The sequence below is a fragment of the Paractinoplanes toevensis genome (assembly GCF_018332695.1).
Classification (GTDB): domain Bacteria; phylum Actinomycetota; class Actinomycetes; order Mycobacteriales; family Micromonosporaceae; genus Actinoplanes; species Actinoplanes toevensis.
The window spans coordinates 21,542-34,833 of sequence record NZ_BOQN01000066.1; the positions used below are offsets into that span (position 1 = coordinate 21,542).

At 71.5% G+C, this 13,292-nt stretch carries 15 protein-coding genes; 9 read left to right on the forward strand and 6 right to left on the reverse strand.

The window, feature by feature from the left end; genetic code table 11:
* Positions 1-38 precede the first annotated feature (38 nt).
* Positions 39-677 (forward strand): DUF6230 family protein, encoded by a 639-nt coding sequence (locus Ato02nite_RS25595; RefSeq protein ID WP_213009162.1) that lies wholly within the window; start codon positions 39-41, stop codon positions 675-677.
* Positions 678-755: 78 nt separating this feature from the next.
* Entirely contained in the window at positions 756-2,381 is a 1,626-nt protein-coding gene (locus tag Ato02nite_RS52590) for a DUF6114 domain-containing protein (RefSeq protein WP_213009163.1), read from the forward strand.
* Here Ato02nite_RS52590 and Ato02nite_RS25605 read toward each other — a convergent pair.
* Both Ato02nite_RS25605 and Ato02nite_RS25610 read right to left on the reverse strand, forming a co-directional pair.
* Positions 2,378-2,770: a DnaJ family domain-containing protein gene (locus tag Ato02nite_RS25605; RefSeq protein ID WP_213009164.1), complete on the reverse strand. Its 393-nt coding sequence runs from the start codon at positions 2,768-2,770 to the stop codon at positions 2,378-2,380. The two genes, Ato02nite_RS52590 and Ato02nite_RS25605, sit on opposite strands and share 4 nt — an antisense overlap.
* Before the next feature lie 5 nt (positions 2,771-2,775).
* Positions 2,776-3,600 carry an isocitrate lyase/PEP mutase family protein gene (locus tag Ato02nite_RS25610; RefSeq protein ID WP_213009165.1) on the reverse strand — a complete coding sequence of 275 codons (825 nt, stop codon included), beginning with the start codon at positions 3,598-3,600 and terminating at the stop codon, positions 2,776-2,778.
* A 104-nt stretch (positions 3,601-3,704) separates the two neighbouring features.
* On the opposite strand from Ato02nite_RS25610, the gene Ato02nite_RS25615 reads away from it, so the two are divergent.
* Positions 3,705-3,974, forward strand: a complete 270-nt coding sequence (locus tag Ato02nite_RS25615) for a DUF2277 domain-containing protein (protein WP_213009166.1) — start codon at positions 3,705-3,707, stop codon at positions 3,972-3,974.
* Positions 3,975-4,144: 170 nt separating this feature from the next.
* On the opposite strand, the gene Ato02nite_RS25620 is transcribed toward Ato02nite_RS25615, so the two are convergent.
* The 3 genes from Ato02nite_RS25620 to Ato02nite_RS25630 form a co-directional block, all read right to left on the reverse strand.
* Positions 4,145-4,882: a YcnI family copper-binding membrane protein gene (locus Ato02nite_RS25620; protein ID WP_213009167.1), complete on the reverse strand. Its 738-nt coding sequence runs from the start codon at positions 4,880-4,882 to the stop codon at positions 4,145-4,147.
* 83 nt (positions 4,883-4,965) lie between these two features.
* Positions 4,966-6,312, reverse strand: coding sequence for a sensor histidine kinase (locus Ato02nite_RS25625; RefSeq protein WP_213009168.1), 1,347 nt, complete (start codon positions 6,310-6,312; stop codon positions 4,966-4,968).
* Complete coding sequence (locus Ato02nite_RS25630) at positions 6,312-6,968, reverse strand: response regulator transcription factor (protein ID WP_213009169.1); 657 nt, start codon at positions 6,966-6,968, stop codon at positions 6,312-6,314. The genes Ato02nite_RS25625 and Ato02nite_RS25630 overlap by 1 nt, the downstream gene beginning before the upstream one ends.
* A gap of 106 nt (positions 6,969-7,074) precedes the next feature.
* Here Ato02nite_RS25630 and Ato02nite_RS25635 point away from each other — a divergent pair, with 106 nt between their 5' ends.
* From Ato02nite_RS25635 to nicT, 5 genes are all read left to right on the forward strand, one after another.
* A complete protein-coding gene (locus tag Ato02nite_RS25635; RefSeq protein ID WP_213009170.1) occupies positions 7,075-8,172 on the forward strand; it encodes a LolA family protein in 1,098 nt (365 codons plus the stop codon).
* A 74-nt stretch (positions 8,173-8,246) separates the two neighbouring features.
* Positions 8,247-9,398, forward strand: coding sequence for a tryptophan synthase subunit beta (trpB, locus tag Ato02nite_RS25640; RefSeq protein WP_213009171.1), 1,152 nt, complete (start codon positions 8,247-8,249; stop codon positions 9,396-9,398).
* Positions 9,395-10,156, forward strand: a complete 762-nt coding sequence (gene trpA / locus Ato02nite_RS25645; RefSeq protein ID WP_246607417.1) for a tryptophan synthase subunit alpha — start codon at positions 9,395-9,397, stop codon at positions 10,154-10,156. The genes trpB and trpA overlap by 4 nt, the downstream gene beginning before the upstream one ends.
* 64 nt (positions 10,157-10,220) lie before the next feature.
* Positions 10,221-10,949, forward strand: coding sequence for a GntR family transcriptional regulator (locus Ato02nite_RS25650; RefSeq protein WP_213009172.1), 729 nt, complete (start codon positions 10,221-10,223; stop codon positions 10,947-10,949).
* A gap of 105 nt (positions 10,950-11,054) precedes the next feature.
* Positions 11,055-12,128, forward strand: a complete 1,074-nt coding sequence (gene nicT, locus Ato02nite_RS25655) for a Nickel transporter NicT (protein WP_498371286.1) — start codon at positions 11,055-11,057, stop codon at positions 12,126-12,128.
* Here nicT and Ato02nite_RS25660 read toward each other — a convergent pair.
* A complete protein-coding gene (locus tag Ato02nite_RS25660; RefSeq protein ID WP_213009174.1) occupies positions 12,094-12,741 on the reverse strand; it encodes a tyrosine-protein phosphatase in 648 nt (215 codons plus the stop codon). The genes nicT and Ato02nite_RS25660 overlap by 35 nt on opposite strands.
* A 126-nt stretch (positions 12,742-12,867) precedes the next feature.
* On the opposite strand from Ato02nite_RS25660, the gene Ato02nite_RS25665 reads away from it, so the two are divergent.
* Positions 12,868-13,260 (forward strand): SCO5389 family protein, encoded by a 393-nt coding sequence (locus Ato02nite_RS25665; RefSeq protein ID WP_213009175.1) that lies wholly within the window; start codon positions 12,868-12,870, stop codon positions 13,258-13,260.
* The last annotated feature ends 32 nt before the right edge of the window (positions 13,261-13,292 follow it).

The following is a 13,292-nucleotide window of genomic DNA, read 5'->3' on the forward strand; positions in this document are numbered from 1 at the left end:
TGGGCCCTGCGAGAGCCGTCTCATCAATAGGAGGATCCGTGAAGGATGCGCTGAGCGCGCAGGGCGAGGGGCGCACCAACTGGCGCCGTTTCGCCATTGCCGCCGTCATCCCGGGTGCTGTCGCCGGAGCGCTGGTCGCGGGTGTCGCGTCCGGAGCGCTGGCCGCCAGCTTCTCGGTGTCGGGCACCCAGTTCAAGCTGTCCGCCGACAAGCTCGTCGGCAACGGCTTCACGCAGTACAGCGGGGCTCTGGACACCGCCGACCCGAAGACCAAGATCCCGGCCGCGATGTCGGGCATCAAGACCGCGGAGATCTACAACCTCTGCCAGACGGTGAAGGTCGGCACCTTCGTCCTTCGCATCGAGGCCGGTAAGGACCCGGCCAAGCCGGTCGAGGCTTCCGACCTGGTCATCGGCATGTCGGAACTGAGCGGCGACGCGACGTTCAAGAACATCGACATCGGCGTCGACGCGGCCACCCTCACCCGCGACGGGCGCACCGGCCCCGAGCACGGCGTGGCCGGCACCAAGGCCTTCGGCCAGGAGGCGGAGAGCGTCACGATCGACGGTCTCAAGCAGGTCGCGTACTCGACCTCGGCGTCCACCTTCAAGCTCACCGGCATGCGCTTGAAGCTTTACCTGGCCGGTGGCCAGGAGTGCTTCGCCGACCAGCAGTGACCTAGCGGTGGGGCTCGCGGGTATCCTCCCGCGAGCCCCACTCATGTTCCGCCTTTACCCGTAATTTCTGGAGGACCCGTGGCGACCGACAACTTCTGGGGCAAGTTCCGCCGGTGGCGGCGGCACCGCCCGTTCTGGGGTGGCCTGTTCCTCCTCCTGTCGGCGGTCGAGCTCTACCTGAGCGCCAACCTCACCCTCAACGGGATCGAGGTGCACCTCGGGCCCCAGGGCTTCCTCTCCTACCTGATCCCGCTCATCCTGCTGGTCAGCGGCATCCTCATCTGGGTCACCCCGGCGCAGCGCCTGTTCTACGGCATCATCGCGTTGCTGGCCGCGCTCTACTCCTTCCTCGGCCTCAACCTCGGCGGCTTCTTCATCGGCATGCTGCTCGGCATCCTCGGCGGCGCGCTGGTGATCGCCTGGGGCCCGCCGCGCCCGAAGCCCGGCGCCGAACTGGGGGATCAACCGCCGACCGATGAGCCCAGCGACCACGACGAGGACGAGCCCGTCGACGCCGGTGACGACATCTTCGGTGACCGCGACCGCGAGGACATCGAGCAGACCCAGCAGATCCAGATCGCCGGGCACGACGATCGGCCGCCGCATGACCACGAGCCGGTCCGGCCGGCCACCCAGTCCTTCACCGCACCGGCCCCGGCCCCGCGGCAGGGCCTCGCCCGGCTGGGCCGCAACCCGAAGGCCATGGTGCTCGCGCTCGTGCCGGTGGCGGTCACCGCCACCATCCTGGTGGCCGGCAGCACCCTGCCGGCCAGCGCCGAGGAGTGCCCCGAGGGCCTGCCGTCCCGGTCCACCGCGGCCACCACCACCACGACCACCACCGCCGCCGCGACGACCGCGGCCGCGGCGAAGAAAAAGAAGACCACCGCACCCGCCGCCCCGAAGACGACGACCCCCGCCGCAGCCACCACCACGACCGCCGCCACCGGTACGGACGAGGCGGCCGACGACGGCACCGGCAACCCGATCATCGACGGCATCGGTGACATCGTCGACGGCGTCAGCAACCTGCTCGGCATCAACGGCGAGGAGTCGTCGACCCCGAGCGAGTCGCCGTCCCCGTCGGAGTCAGCCACCACCACCGCCCCGGCGACCACCGCCCCCACGACGGCGGCGCCGGATCCCACCGCGACCGCCCCCGAGACGACGTCGGCGGCCACCACCGAGCCCGCCGACGACAAGACCACCAAGCCGGCGTCGGTGCTGCCCTCCGCGAGCGGCAGCGAGATCCCCTGCCTCGGCGCCCGCCAGTACGGCCTGAAGGCCGGCGCGGACGACATCCCGAACGTCGCCGGCGAACCCGGCCTCATGGAGGTCGACTCGCTGACCATGTACAACTCGACCTACGACGGCGTCGTCGACATGCCGCAGACCGACGGCAAGACCTTCAAGGCGCTCAAGTTCAGCATGGACAAGGCGGTCAACAAGCCGTTCACCCTGACCATGAACGAGCCCAACGGCAGCAAGACGGTCATCACCAGCAAGGAACTGATCACCGACGGAACGGTGAAGTTCTACACCCCGGAGTTCAAGGGCAACCTGTTCGGCCTCATCCCGGTCACCTTCACCCCGGAGTCGCCGCCGCCGCTGACGTTGCCGATCCTCTGGTTCACCGACGCAAAGATCAAACTCGCTTATGTACGGTGTGACACGCTCACCGGCGACCCGCTGAAGGTCGCGGGCTAGATCTTCGCCCGGCGCTCCCGCCAGCCGGCGACCACCTTCTCGGGGTCACGCGGCGGGAGCACCACGGGCGGGCCGTCCATCAGGCCCACCCGTGCCTTACGGAGCCGCTCGTTCAGCTCGGCCACGTGGTCACGCACCTCGCCCTCGGTGCGCAGCCGGTCGACCTTGGTCTCGAGGTCCTCCACGTCGCGGCGCAGGGCCAGGCTCGGCGGAATGACCCCCGCGGTGGCACCCTCACGCTCCAGCCAGTCCTTGACCCACCAGTCCTCCTCGTACTCCCGCCCGGCGTCCCGCAGCGGTTTCCCGAGCCCCTTCAGATTGTCGAACTCGCCCTGCTCGGCGGCCTCCCGCAGCTGCCGGTCGAGCGACGACTCGTACCAGTGCACCATGCCTTCTACTGTAATTTCGCTCCGGCCAAAGCGTTGACCCGCGCATAGCTGAGCCTCGCCGCCGGCGCCGGACCACCCGCGGCCACCGCCCCGGCCGTGTCCACCGCGGCCGCGAGGGCCGCGCGAAACAGCAGCGACCCGGTACTGACCCGGGCCACCCCGAGGCCGGCCAGCCGCGCCATGCTCATCCCCGGCAGCAGCAGCACGTTGAGCGGCACGGCCAGCTCCCCCACCAGAACGCGAATCTCCTCGTCGTCCGCCACCGCAGGCACGAAGATCCCGTCAGCGCCGGCCTCCAGATAAGCCTCCGCCCGAGCCAGCGTCTCCCCCAGGTCCGCCGCCGCTGAGGCGGGCGCCGCTGAGGCGGGCGCCGCTGAGGAGGGCGCCGGGAGCCAGTGGGTGTCGGTGCGGGCGTTGATGAACAGAGTGGGGACCCGGCCACGGATGGCCGCGATCAGCTCGGCCTGCGCCTGGATCGGGGCGAGGGTGCCGCCGGGCCGGCCGTCCTCGATGTTGATGCCGGCGGCGCCCGCGTCGGCCAGGGCGGCGGCCAGCTCGGCCACCTCGGCCGGGCCGCCACCGAAACCGGCCTCGATGTCGACGGTCAGCGGAACGCCGAGACGGCCCCGCAGGGCTCGGACCAGGGCCAGGGTCTCGGCCCGGCCGTAACCCTCCCCGTCCGGCAGACCGGCCGCGGCCGCCAAGCCCAGGCTCGTGGTGCCGATCGCGGCGAAGCCGGCCTCGGCCAGCGCCAGGGCGGAAGCCACGTCCCAGGCGTTGGGCAGCAGCAGCGGGGTGCCGGGGCGATGCAGGGCGCGGAAATCGGTCATGCGGCGAACGGTAGGCCCGGGACGCTTCGGCCACGGCCGAAAAATGTCGTAGGCCCGGCGTAGGTTGGGCCAAGCTTCAGCCACCCCGGAGGAGGACTGCCCCGATGTGCCGCAACATCCACCAGCTGCACAACTTCGAACCGCCGGCCACCGCCGAGGAGATCCACGCCGCCGCCCTGCAATACGTGCGGAAGGTCGCCGGCGCCGCCCGCCCGTCCCAGGCCAACCAGGCGGCCTTCGACCAGGCGGTGGCAGCGGTCGCGGCGGCGACCACCGCCCTGCTGGCCGAGCTGGTCACCACCGCCGCGCCGAAAAACCGGGAGGAAGAGGCAGCCAAGGCCCGAGCCCGAGCCGAACGCCGCTACGCCTCCTGACCGGCCCACCCTGCCCGGCCCACGCCGCGCGGCCCAGCCGTCCGGCGCACCCTGTGCGGTCCACGCTGAGCCTCGCTCCTTGCGCGAAAGGGGGCGTAACGGCCCGGGGTTGCACCCGGGCCGCCTTGGGTGCCAGTTGACCTTTCGCTGCCCGTACTTCGGGGAGAGCGTCAGGCGGAAACCTTGGTCTCCGACGCGGGGGTTGGCTCGTCGGCCGGCTTGCGGCCGGCTCGCTGGAGGGCCAGCAGGGCCAGGACCAGCGCCAGGAGGCCGGCGACCAGGCCGGCGATGCCGAACGCGTCGGGGCCGCTGTCGCTCTCCTCCGCGGCGGCGGGGGCGGCTGCGGCCGGAGCAGCGGCGGCGGGCGTGTCGGTCGCGGCGGCCAGTTTCAGCACGGGGGCCGGGTGCTCGGGCTCCGAGCCGTCGGTGGTGGGCTCGTCGATCCAGCGGACGATGGTGCCGTCGGAGTAGGTCTGCAGCGCCTTGAAGACCAGCTGGCCGGACTCGGGGAGCGGGCCCAGCGAGACGTCGAACTCCTGGAACTGGCTGGGTTTGATCTCCGAGCCGGGCTGGGCCGTCCAGGTGATCTTGGAGACCGCCTCGGTGATCTCGGTGTCGTGGGCCTTGATCGGGGTGGCCAGCTTCGACCGGACGGCCTCCGCGGTCCAGCCCTGCACCGGCTTCAGCGACACCGACGCCACCGGCTTGTCGGCCGGCAGGTTGATCTCGACCTTGGTGGTGTTCGTGTTGTCCGTCTCGTTGGGGACGCGGAAGGTGACCTTCGTGTAGCCGCCGGCCGTGGCGGTGTTCGGGTTCACGGTCACGTGCGCCGAGGCCGGGGCGGCCAGCGCGAGGGTCAGGCCGCCGACCACAGCGGCTCCCAGGGCCGAGCGCTTGAGCAGGGACATCGGTGTCGATACCTTCCGGATGGGTGGTCGCCCGGTGCCGGGCACAACCCGTTGGTCGGTGTTCGTGGCCGAAAAGTTCCGGGTTACCTCGGAAGGCGTACGTCGACGCGGAGACCGGGGGCCGCGTCGCCCAGCGTGACCGTGCCGTGGTGGCGGCGGACCAGCTCGCGGACGATGGCCAGGCCGAGCCCGGAGCCGCCGGCGTCGCGGGCGCGGGCGTCGTCGAGGCGGGTGAAGCGGTCGAAGACGCGTTCCCGGTCGGCGGCGGGGATGCCGGGGCCGTCGTCGGTGACCGTGATGCGGGCCTGCCTGCCCTCGTCGGCCACCTCGACGGTGATCTTCTCGCGGGCGTGCCGTTCGGCGTTGTCGAGCAGGTTGGCGACGACCCGGCCGATCGCGTCCGGCTCGACGGTCGCGATGACTTCCGTCCGGTCGCAGCCGACATGGGGATATCGGGAGGCCACGTCGGCGACCAGCACGCCGAGATCGACCTCCGACAGGCGGGCGGCGGGTGAGCGGCCGGGCGGCGCGCCGTCGTCCGAGCGGGCCAGCAGCAGCAGGTCGTCGACCAGGCGGTTCAGGCGGTCGACGTCGGTGAGGAGGTCGGCCGAGAGGGCCGGCCAGTCGGTGTCCGGCAGGCGCTGGGCCACCTCCAGCTCGGTGCGCATGTTGGTGAGCGGGCTGCGCAGCTCGTGCGCGGCGTCCGCCACGAACGCCCGCTGCCGCGCCCGGGCCGCGTCGAGCCGGTGCAGCATGCCGTTGAGCGTCACCGCGAGCCGGTAGACCTCGTCGCGCGACTCGGGCAGCGGCAGGCGGCCCGCGCGGGTGCCGCCGGTGATCTCCTCGGCGCCGGCCCGCAGCGCGTCGACCGGCCGCAGCGCGGCGCCCAGCATCCGCCAGATGATCACCGCGAGCATCGCGACCAGCAGCGGGAACGCGATCAGGAGCGTTATCCGCAGGATGTGCACGCCCTGGCTGAGGTCGTCGGTCGAGCGGGCCACCAGCACCCGGACCGGATCGGTGGGCGGGCCGGCCGTCTTCATCACCACCCGGGCCTCGCCGTCCAGGCCGATCCGGTGGCCGGGGATCGAGGTGACGTCGCCGTCGGCCATCCCGTGCAACTCGTTGTCGTGCAGCATCGAGACGATCGGGTCGGCGCCCGCCGAGATCGCGACGACCCGGCCCTGCGCGTCGATGACCTGCACCTGCATGGCCGGGTTGACCGAGATGACGTCGGCCAGCTGGTGCTGGTCGACCAGCTTGGCGACGCCGTTCGCGGTGTCCAGGGCCTCGGCGTTGACCGCCCGCAGCAGCGCGAAGTTGAGCACCCCGATCAGCAGGATGCCGCCGGCGGCCAGGCCGGCGGTCACCACCACCACGGTCAGCCAGGACAGGCGCGCCCGCAGGCTGAGCTCGCGGGGCCGGCGCACTAGCTCGCCAGCCGGTAACCGGCGCCGCGCACCGTTTCCAGGCGGTCGCGGCCGATCTTGCGACGCAGGTAGCCGACGTAGACCTCGACGGCGTTCGGCGCGGTCTCCACCGCGGCGTCCCACACGTGGTCGAGCAGCTCGATCTTGCTGACCACCTCGCCGGGGCGGCGGATCAGGTATTCCAGCAGGGCGAACTCCCGGGTGGTCAGCACCACCTCCTCGCCCGCGACGATGACCCGGCGCTCGGCCGGGTCGAGCTCGATCTCGCCGAAGGTGAGGATCGGCGGCCGCTCGTGGGCGCCGCGGCGCAGCAGCGCACGCAGCCGGGCCAGCAGCACGATGTAGGAGAACGGCTTGGTCAGGTAGTCGTCGGCGCCGCAGTCGAGGCCGTCGGCCTGGTCGTACTCACCGTCCTTGGCCGAGAGCATCAGCACCGGCACCCAGTTCCGTTCGGCCCGCAACTGGCGGACGATCCGGTAACCGCTCAGCCTGGGCAGCATCACATCCAGGATCATCGCGTCATAACCGCCGTGCCGGGCCATCTCGAGCCCGTCCTGGCCGTCGCCCGCCACGTCCACCGCGAAGCCCTCGGCCTGCAGACCGCGCTGCAACGCCGACGCCAGCCGCGCCTCATCCTCCACCACCAGCAACCGCACGCTCATACCTTTACATGCGGGGTGCCACCCTTAGGGGAAGCTCTCAGCGCTGTCACAGCGCCTACGCCGCACAGTTATGGGCAGAGAACAACGGGAGGTGGACATCGTGTCCGTGTTCAGGTCCAGGCCGGCTCTGCGCTGGCTGGTTCCGTCGGCCGCAGCGGTCGTCGTCATCGGCGGCGGCGCGGCGGCAGGCACGATCGTCGCGAGCGCGGACCCGTCACTGCCGGAGCGCAGTGCGGCTCAGCTGCTCGTCGACGTGCAGAACGCCAAGGTCGACGGCTTGTCCGGAACCATCGTGGAGAGCGCCGACCTCGGTCTCGGTGCTCTCGGCAACCTCGCCCAGAGCAGCGGCGATCTCACCGCCCTGCTGGGCGGCAGCAACACCGCCCGGGTCTGGTACGCGGGTGAGACCAAGGCGCGCATCGCGCTGATCGGCACGCAGGGCGAAACCGACGTGATCCGGAACGGCTCGGACGTCTACGTGTGGAAGAGCACCGAGAAGAAGGCGAGCCACCTGACCATCCCGGCCGGTGCCGCCGACAAGCACGAACAGCTCAGCCAGGTGCCGTCGACACCGCAGGAGGCGGCCGACGCCGCGCTCGCGGCGATCGACCCGACCACCTCGGTGAGCACGACGGGCGCGGCGAAGGTGGCCGGGCGCGACGCGTACGAGCTGGTGCTGAGCCCGAAGGACACGGGATCGCTGATCGGCCAGGTGCGACTGGCCATCGACGCCGAGAAGCACATCCCGCTGCGGGTGGACGTCTACGCGAAGAACGCGACCAGCCCGGCCGTGCGGGTGGCGTTCCAGCAGATCAGTTTCGCGGTGCCGGACAACGAGCAGTTCGTGTTCAAGGCTCCGCCGGGCACCACGGTGACCGAGGGCAGCGTCGCCGACATCGAGAAGCAGCACCAGGCCGCCGCCGAGAAGGCCGCCGCCGAGAAGCCGAAGCTCTCCGAGGAGCCGAAGCTGGTCGGCAAGGGCTGGACGACGATCGTCTCGGCGAAGCTGCCGAAGACCGACGGTTCGGCCGAGTCCTCGCAGGCCGCAGGCCTGGTCGGGATGCTGCCGGAGGTCAGCGGCAGCTGGGGTAAGGGCAACCTGTTCGCCGGCACCCTGTTCAGCGTGCTGGTGACCGACGACGGCCGGGTCTTCGCCGGCGCCGTCACCCCGGAGAAGCTGTACGAGGCCGCCGCCTAGCAACAAAGTTCTAGAACTCTCCGCCGCGATGTGCAACACTGCGGCGGAGAGTTCTATAACTGTTGGAGGCGGCTATGTCCCTCATGACCGAGCCCGCCGGTGGTCGCTTCGGCGACTTCGGCGGGCGTTGCGTTCCCGAATCCCTGGTACCGGCCTGCGCGGCGGTGGCCGCCGCGTTCCGGGCCGCCTGGGCCGACAAGACCTTCCGGGACGAGCTCGACGACCTGCTGGCCGTCTACGCCGGCCGGCCCACTCCGCTCACCCCGGCGCAGAACCTGAGCGCTCAGCTGGGCATCTCGCTGTGGCTCAAGCGTGAGGACCTCGCCCACACCGGCAGCCACAAAATCAACAACGTGCTCGGCCAGGGGCTCCTCGCCCGCCGGATGGGCCGCACCCGGCTGATCGCCGAGACCGGCGCCGGCCAGCACGGCGTCGCCACCGCCACCGCGGCCGCCCTGCTCGGCCTGTCCGCGACGGTCTACATGGGCACCCGGGACATGGAGCGGCAGCGGCTCAACGTCCACCGGATGGAGATGCTCGGCGCCACCGTGGTGCCGGTGACCAGCGGCAGCCGCACCCTCAAGGACGCCACCAACGAGGCCATGCGGGCCTGGGTGGCCGACACCGAGCAGGCCCATTTCCTGCTCGGCTCGGTCGGCGGTCCCCACCCGTACCCCTGGATGGTCCGGGAATTTCAGCGGGTGATCGGCAGCGAGGCCCGGCGGCAGGCGCCGGTCACGCCCGACGTGGTGGTGGCCTGCGTGGGCGGCGGCTCCAACGCGGCCGGCACGTTCGCCGGCTTCGTCGACACGCCGGCCCGGCTGGTCGGGGTCGAGGCGGCCGGCGGCGCGGCGATGACGAACGGCGCTCCCGGAGTGGTCCACGGCGCCCGCTCGATGGTGCTGCAGGACGAGGAGGGCCAGGTGGCCGAGGCCGAGTCGATCGCGGCCGGGCTGGACTACCCCGGCGTCGGCCCAGAGCACGCCTACCTCGGTGCGGTCGGCCGCTCGGAGTACCGCACGGTCACCGACGACGAGGTGGTCGCGGCGGTACGGCGGCTGGCCCGCACCGAGGGCATCATCTGCGCCCTCGAGTCGGCCCACGCGGTGGCCTGGGTGCTGCGCGCGGCCGGCACGGCCGACCTGCCGGCCGGCTCCGCCGTCCTGCTGACGCTGTCCGGCCGCGGCGACAAGGACATGCACACCCTGATCGGAGGTACGGCGTGACCACCTCACTGCTCCCCCGGGTCGTCCACGGCCGCAAGGCACTCGTCCCCTACGTCACCGGCGGGATCACCGCCGGCTGGACCGACTACCTGCTCGCCGCCGAGGCGGCCGGGGCGGACGCGATCGAGATCGGGCTGCCGTTCTCCGATCCGATGCTGGACGGGCCCACCATCCAGGAGGCCTCCGACCGGGCCCTGGCCCGGGGCGCCACGGTGGCGTCGATCCTGGCCGACCTGTCCGCGGTCACGGTGGGCGTCCCGCTGGTCGTCATGACGTACGCCAATCTGGTCATGCGGGCCGGACCGACAGTCTTCTGCGCACGCCTCGCCGAGGCCGGCGTCGCCGGCCTGCTGGTCTCCGACCTGCCGGTCGACGAGGTCGCCGAGGTCGAACTGGCCGCCGCCGAGGCCGGGCTCGCGCTGATCCTGCTGGTCGCGCCGGTCACCACCGACGAGCGGCTGGCCGAGATCGCCCGGCGGGCGAGCGGCTACCTCTACGCGGTCAGCGTGATGGGCACGACCGGCGAACGGGCCGGCCTCGCCGACTCCGCCGGCGTCCTCGCGGCGCGGGTCAGGGCGGCCAGCGACCTCCCGGTGCTGCTCGGCTTCGGCATCTCGGGCCCGGCCCAGGCCGCCGCGGCCGGGCGGGTCGCCGACGGCGTGGTGGTCGGTGCGGCCCTGATGCGCAGGATTCTCGACGGTGCCACACCGGACGAACTGGCGGTGGACATCGCCGCGTTGCGGTCGGCGCTCGGCTAGGGTTCTGGCTCGCGGACCGCCACCTCCGCGAGCCAGATCCGCCGTCCTGGAGGAACCGCCCACCGTGCCGCGCACGCCGAAATACCAGTCCATCGTCGCCGACCTGGCCACCAAGATCCGGGGCGGGGAGTTGCCGCCCGGCTCAGCGCTGCCGCCGCAGAAGGTGCTCTGCACCGACTACGGGGTCACCCTGGCCACCCTGCGGCAGGCGCTGCGGCAACTGCAGGACGAAGGGCTGCTCTCCCAGCAGGCCGGGCGGGGCACGTTCGTGGCCGAACCGAAGGCCGCGTACCGCCTGGACTCGCTGCGCGGGTTCGCCGAGGACCTGCGGGCGCAGGGACAGACGGTGAGCACCCAGATCCTCGGCCAGGACCTGCGCGAGCCGCCGGCCTGGGTGTCGGCCCGGCTCGGCGATCTCGCGCAGGCGCTGCGGCTGGAACGGCTGCGGTTGGTGGCCGGCCGCCCCGCGGTCCACCAGGAGTCCTGGATCGCCGACACCGGCCTGTCCGGCGCCGACCTCAGCGGCACGTCCCTCTACGCGGCGCTCGCCGATCGCGGGGTGGCGGTGCACCGGGCCGCCGAGACGGTGCAGCCGGGAGCGCTCACCGACGCCACCGCCGAACTGCTCAAGCAGCCGGTCGGCACGCCGGCCTTCGTCTCCGACCGGGTCACCTACGGGCTCGACGACACTCCCCTGGTCTTCGACCGGGCCACCATCCTCGGCACGGTCATGGAGATCCGCATCGAGCGCACCCTGTCCGGCCTGTCGGTCCAGTGGAGTCGCCGGGACTGAACCATCCGTCTCCGCCGCCGCGCCGAACCCATGCCGGCGTGAACCGCGCCACTCGGGTTGTTGCCAGATCATGGCAACAGCAAGACTGCTGACGTGGGGGTACCGGTGAGAGACGTTCGAAGCCTGGGCGGAATGACAGCGTTCGTGCTGCTCCTGCACGTGATCGGCTTCGGCCTGCTGTTCCTGGTGGTCGTCCCGGCGCACTACCAGGTGGGTGCGGCCGGTGCCTACGGCGTCGGCCTGGGCGTCACGGCGTACACCCTGGGCATGCGCCACGCGTTCGACGCCGACCACATCGCCGCCATCGACAACACCACCCGCAAACTGATGGGCGGCGAACGCCGTCCGCTGTCCGTCGGCTTCTGGTTCTCGCTCGGCCATTCCAGTGTGGTGTTCGCGCTGTGCCTGCTGCTCGGCCTGGGCGTACGCTCGCTGGCCGGCCAGGTGGAGAGCGACTCGTCGCGGCTGCAGCAGATCACCGGCGTGATCGGCGTCAGTGTCTCCGGGGTCTTCCTCTACATCATCGGGATCATCAACCTGGTGCTGCTGGTCGGCATCTGGAAGGTGTTCCGCCGGATGCGCCAGGGCGACTTCGACGAGGCGCAGCTCGAGCAGCACCTGAACAACCGCGGCTTCCTCAACCGCATCCTGTCCCGGGCCACCGGCACGGTGACCAGACCGTGGCAGATGTACCCCATCGGCCTGCTGTTCGGCCTCGGCTTCGACACCGCCACCGAGATCTCCCTGCTGGTCCTGGCGGGCGGCGCGGCCGCGTTCGCCCTGCCCTGGTACGCGGTGCTGACCCTGCCGATCCTGTTCGCGGCCGGGATGAGCCTGCTCGACACCATCGACGGCGTCTTCATGAACTACGCGTACGGCTGGGCCTTCGCCAAGCCGGTCCGCAAGGTCTACTACAACCTGACCATCACCGGCCTCTCGGTCGCGGTGGCCCTGGTCATCGGCACGATCGAACTCGACTCGATCCTCATCGACAAGCTCGGCATCACCTCCGGCCCGCTCGCCGCGATCGGCCGCCTCGACCTCAACTACGTCGGCTTCGTGATCGTCGGCCTGTTCGTGGCGACCTGGGCGGTGGCCCTGCTGGTGTGGCGCTTCGCCCGCATCGAGGAGCGCTTCCCGGAGGTCACGAGCGCAAGCGCCGGCGCACCGCCTCGATAGCCCGGGCCGGCACGCCGATCTGGCGCAGGTAGGGCTCGGCGCCGCCGTAGAGCACGTCGACGTGGGTGAGCGTGCGGGCCATCGCGGCCGGGGACGTCTCCGGGCTGCGGCCGTAGTCGGCGACGATCGCCTCCGGGGTCACCCGGGCCACGGCCAGCGCCAGCGCGATCAGGCCGCCGGTGCGGTCGCGGCCGCCGTGGCAGTGGATCAGGACGCCGCCGCCCTGCGGCGCCGTCGCCAGGGCGGAGAAGGCCCGGGCGATGCGGTCACCGTTGTGATCGAGCATCGGACCGTACGTGTCGTGCGGCGGATCGTAGGACAGCACGTCCTCGAGCAGCGGCACGTGCAGGTAGAGCGGATCGCCGGCGAACGGGCTCGGGTGCCGTTCGCACTCCCAGGGCCAGCGCAGGTCGAGGATGCGGGTGATGCCGGCCGCCCGGATCGCCGCGATGCCGGCCGGGGTCAGCCGGAAGAGGCCGTCGGCGCGGAAGAGCACCCCCGAGCGGGTGACCCCACCGTCCACCGTGGGGAGTCCGCCCAGGTCGCGGGCGTTTCGGCAGTCGGGCCAGTTCAGCGCCGTCGTCTTCCGGTCGGTCGTGTCGTCGGGTCTCATCGGGCCACCCGCCTTCCGGCTCCAGTGACGACAGGTTACCGAATGAGTGACGGCTACTTGCTAATGGGAATCGTTTCCAACAAGATGGTTCCTGCACGGCTTTATGACTGAATTGAGAGGAAACCCATGTCGCTCAACGTCTCCCCCGACCTGCTGTCCATCGCCGAGCGCGGCGACGTCTCCGACGCCGAGTTCGTGGCCTGCGTGCGCGAGTCCCTGCCGTACGCGTGGGAGGTCGTCAGCACGGTGATGACCGACCTGCGCTCCGGCGGCGCCGAGTTCGCCGACCACGAGGTGCCCCCGCCGAGCGAGGCCGAGCGCGGCCAGCTGCTGCGCGCCCTGGCCAGCGACGCGATCCGCGGCGGCCTCGAGCGTCACTTCGGCGCCAAGCTGGCCTTCCAGAACTGCCACCGGGTGGCGGCGTTCTCGTTCAACGCCGTGGGCAGCGACCGCTACCAGGCGTTCGTGTCGCCGCGCGGCCAGCTGCTCAACCAGTCCCCGGAACTGCGTAACTGCTGACCTGAATCGCGCTGCCCGGCTCCGCACCTGGC

Coding starts and splice junctions, on each gene's coding strand:
- Ato02nite_RS25605 (WP_213009164.1), bottom strand. CDS start 2,770: ATGGTGCACTGGTACGAGTCGTCGCTCGACCGGCAGCTGCGGGAGGCC.
- Ato02nite_RS25610 (WP_213009165.1), bottom strand. CDS start 3,600: ATGACCGATTTCCGCGCCCTGCATCGCCCCGGCACCCCGCTGCTGCTG.
- Ato02nite_RS25615 (WP_213009166.1), top strand. CDS start 3,705: ATGTGCCGCAACATCCACCAGCTGCACAACTTCGAACCGCCGGCCACC.
- Ato02nite_RS25620 (WP_213009167.1), bottom strand. CDS start 4,882: ATGTCCCTGCTCAAGCGCTCGGCCCTGGGAGCCGCTGTGGTCGGCGGC.
- trpB (WP_213009171.1), top strand. CDS start 8,247: ATGTCCCTCATGACCGAGCCCGCCGGTGGTCGCTTCGGCGACTTCGGC.
- Ato02nite_RS25660 (WP_213009174.1), bottom strand. CDS start 12,741: ATGAGACCCGACGACACGACCGACCGGAAGACGACGGCGCTGAACTGG.
- Ato02nite_RS25665 (WP_213009175.1), top strand. CDS start 12,868: ATGTCGCTCAACGTCTCCCCCGACCTGCTGTCCATCGCCGAGCGCGGC.